Here is a 3,580-nt window from a genome sequence, read left to right on the forward strand (position 1 = left end):
GCCGACATCGGGCCGGTCCGGCACGTCGACGTCGCCTGGGTACGCGCCCGCGGCGTGCCCGATGCGGGCGGCTGGTTCACCAGGCGCGACCTGTCCGGCGGCGGCGCGCTCGTCGACCTCGGCTGGCACCTGCTCGACACCGTGCTGCCGCTGCTCGGGCCGGCGTCGATCGCGCACGCGGTCGGCAGCGTCTCCGACGACTTCGTCAACGACGACGCCGCGCGGGCCGCCTGGCGCGGCACCGCCGGCACCGGCGGGCGGGGCGACGTCGAGGACACCGCGCGAGCCTTCCTGCTCACCGCCGACGGCGCGTCCGCCGCCCTGCACGCCTGCTGGGCCTCGCACGAGGCGCGCGACCGGACCACCGTCTCCGTGCACGGCACCGCCGGCTCGGTGACGTTGCGCTGCACGTTCGGGTTCAGCCCGAATCGGGACGCCACGCCGGAGCTGACCCGCACCCGCGACGGGGAGACGGTCCGCCTGCCGCTGCCCGCAGAGCCCATCGGCGCCGAGTACGACAGGCAGCTCGACGCCCTGCCCGGTCTGCTCGCCGACCCGGCGAGCCGGGGCGTGGCCGCGGCCGACGCCCGCCGCACCATCGACGCCATCGAACGCGTCTACCGCTGCGCCCGGCCCACCCCGCCGGTGCCCGCGCTGGCGGGAGCGCGCGACCGGTGAGAACCACCGGCGACCTCACCCACCGGGAGCAGTCATGAGCCAGCCGCCGTCCAACGCCGTCGCCGCCGTCCTCGCCCCCCGACCGGGCCCGATCCGCGCGGTCGTGTTCGACCTCGACGGGGTCGTGGTCGACAGCTCGGCGGTGATGCGCGAGGCGTTCAGCATCGCGTACGCCGAGGTGGTCGGCGGCGGGCCGGCGCCGTTCGAGGAGTACAACCGGCACATGGGGCGGTACTTCCCGGACATCATGCGGCTGATGGGCCTGCCGCTGGAGATGGAGGGCCCGTTCGTCCGGGAGAGCTACCGGCTGGCCCACCGGGTGCCGCTGTTCCCCGGCGTCCGCGAGACGCTGGAGGCGCTGCACGAGCGGGGGATCCGGATGGCGGTGGCCACCGGCAAGAGCGGGCCGCGCGCCCGGTCGTTGCTGGACCTGCTCGGCGTGCTCGCCCTGTTCGACCACGTGATCGGCTCGGACGAGGTGCCCCGGCCCAAGCCCGCCCCGGACATCGTGCTGCGTGCGCTGGACCTGCTCGGCATGCCGCCGACCGCGGCGATGATGGTCGGTGACGCGATCACGGACCTGACCAGCGGTCGGGACGCCGGGGTGACCACGGTCGCCACCACCTGGCACGGCGGCGACGTGACGGCCCTGCTCGCGGCCGGCCCCGACCTGGTCGCCCACAAGCCCGACGAGCTGCTCACCCACTGCCCCGCCCGTGATCCACACCAGCTCGGGGAGATGGCGGGGTCCGAGCGCGGTTGACACCGCCACCTCGGCGAGATGGTGGGCGCTGGCGTGGCCGGAGGTCGCTCGTCGGCGGTGGCGGTGGCGGTGGTCGCTCGTCACCGGCGGTGTCGGCAAGGTGCCCTTCCGGCGCCTTGGCCCAGAACTTGATATGGAACGCAAACGGCTGCCACGAGATCTCGAAGGCTCCGCCCGTCGTGGTCGACTTCCTCACGAGGTCGAGCGTCAACAGGAGCAGCCCGGTCGAGATCACGAGGGAAACGACCGCTGGGACCAGTCGCGCGGCGTCTCCCACGGTCACGTCCCGCTAGCAGTATCTGTTCATCGCGGGGTTCACCCTTCAGCCCGGGGCTTGCCGGCCCACAGGTCGGTGGCCGGCCGACGACGTCTGGTGGTGTGCCTCCCTCGTGCTCACCGCGATCCTCATGGGGACCGCGTCGCTCACGCCTCTCGGAGGTCTCTTCCGCGCCACGTGGGGAACAACGCCACCTGCCCCGGGACTGCCCTGACGGGCGTTCCGTGCTGACGAGGCCGACGCGAGGGAATACTCCCCTCCGTCGCATCGAACCTTACTATTGTTCGACGACGTCCGGTCACCGGAGACGTCGGGTGGAGATGCTCGTGAGCGCGGACCGGACCTCGTCCTCCGGCACGTTCGCGACCAGCTCCGGGCCGGCCGGGCCGTCGAGCACGAAGGACAGGCCGGCGGTGGACTTCTTGTCCCGCCGCATGAACGCGATCAGCTCGTCGGCGTCCACCCCGGACGGCAGGCAGGTGTCGAGGCCGTAGCCATCGACCACCTCGTGGTGCTCGGCGACCCGCGCGGCGGGGATCCGGCCCAGCCGGCCGGCCAGCCGACCCGCGAAGACCGTGCCGACGCCGACCGCCTCGCCGTGGCGCAGCCGGTAGTCGGTGGCCCGCTCCAGCGCGTGCCCCAGCGTGTGGCCGTAGTTGAGGATGTGTCGCAGTCCCGCGTCGCGCTCGTCGGCGGCCACCACCCGGGCCTTGAGCGCCACGCACGCGGTGATCTGCTCGGTCACGGTCCGGCCGCGCAGGTCGCCGGCGCCGATGAAGTGGGCGCGCGCGATCTCCCCGTAGCCGTTGCGCCGCTCCACCTCCGGCAGCGTGCCCAGGTAGTCGGTGTCGCAGAGCACCGCGCGCGGCTGCCAGTAGACGCCGACCAGGTTCTTGCCCTCGGGCAGGTTCACCGCGGTCTTGCCGCCGACACTGGCGTCCACCTGGGCCAGCAACGACGTCGGCAGGTGGAGCACCGCGACGCCCCGGTGGTAGAGCCCGGCGGCCAGGCCGACCACGTCGGTGGTGGTGCCGCCGCCGCAGGAGACCACCGCGTCGGCGCGGGTCAGCCCGAACTCGGCGAACGCCCGGCACAGCGACTCCACGGTGGCCAGCGTCTTGTCGTGCTCGCCGTCGCGGGCCGGCACCACCCGGTGCGGCACGCCCGGGTCGGGCGTCCATGCCGGCGGCCGGGCCGAGACCACCACGACCCGGCGGGCGCCGACGCGCGCCACCTCCGCCGCCAGCCGGTGCCGCACGCCGGGGCCGACGACCACCGGGTACGACCGGTCGCCCAGCTCCACGTCGACGGTACGGGCGCACACGCTGCCCTGGACGGTCATGCGACTCTCCCGGCGGTCGAGGAACCCACTGTCATCCGGCCCGTCCGGCGGGCGCGGGTACGCCCGGTCCGGCCATCCGCAACGCCAGCGCGGCCAGCGCGTCGACGGCCGGGTCGATGCCCCAACGGCAGTGGGTGAGCTGGGCGTGCGTGGCGATCAGGAAGCCGCGCGGGGCGGCCGGGTGGTCCTGCGCGGCCACCTCGTCCACCCGGTCCAGGTAGCGGCCCCAGGCCGCGGCCACCGGCTCCTCGGCCAACGGCAGGTCGGCGGCGGCCAGCACGATCTTGTCCGCGCCGGCCTGTGCCTGCGCGGCCAGGTCCCGGCGCTGCGCCCCGGTCAGCGGGCGGCTGCGGTCCTGCCAGTGCAGGAACAGGAAGGCCGGCCGGTCGCCGGCCGGCACCAACCCGCACAGGTGCCGCAGGTGCGTCACCGCCAGCGGCAGCTCCAGCCCGGCCAGCCAGGGCGGCTCACCGCCGAGCAGGGTCAGCGCCAGCTCGCTGCCGGCGTGTGCGAGCGGGCC

The 3,580-nt window shown here is 74.6% G+C and carries 3 protein-coding genes and 1 pseudogene; 2 read left to right on the forward strand and 2 right to left on the reverse strand.

Translation table 11 applies throughout. The features are described from left to right. On the forward strand, nt 1-678 hold a 678-nt coding region (locus tag HUW36_RS28280), incomplete at its 5' end, for a Gfo/Idh/MocA family protein (protein WP_246248362.1). 34 nt (nt 679-712) lie between these two features. Beyond that, on the forward strand, nt 713-1,441 hold the full coding sequence (locus HUW36_RS28285) for an HAD-IA family hydrolase (RefSeq protein ID WP_174530919.1): 729 nt from the start codon (nt 713-715) through the stop codon (nt 1,439-1,441). A 575-nt stretch (nt 1,442-2,016) separates the two neighbouring features. Here HUW36_RS28285 and HUW36_RS28290 read toward each other — a convergent pair. Beyond that, entirely contained in the window at nt 2,017-3,060 is a 1,044-nt protein-coding gene (locus tag HUW36_RS28290) for a 3-dehydroquinate synthase family protein (RefSeq protein ID WP_174530920.1), read from the reverse strand. A 31-nt stretch (nt 3,061-3,091) separates the two neighbouring features. After that, a pseudogene (locus HUW36_RS28295) lies at nt 3,092-3,580 on the reverse strand (hypothetical protein); the annotation flags it as partial.

The sequence above is a fragment of the Micromonospora maritima genome, assembly GCF_902825405.1.
Taxonomy (GTDB): Bacteria; Actinomycetota; Actinomycetes; order Mycobacteriales; family Micromonosporaceae; genus Micromonospora; species Micromonospora maritima.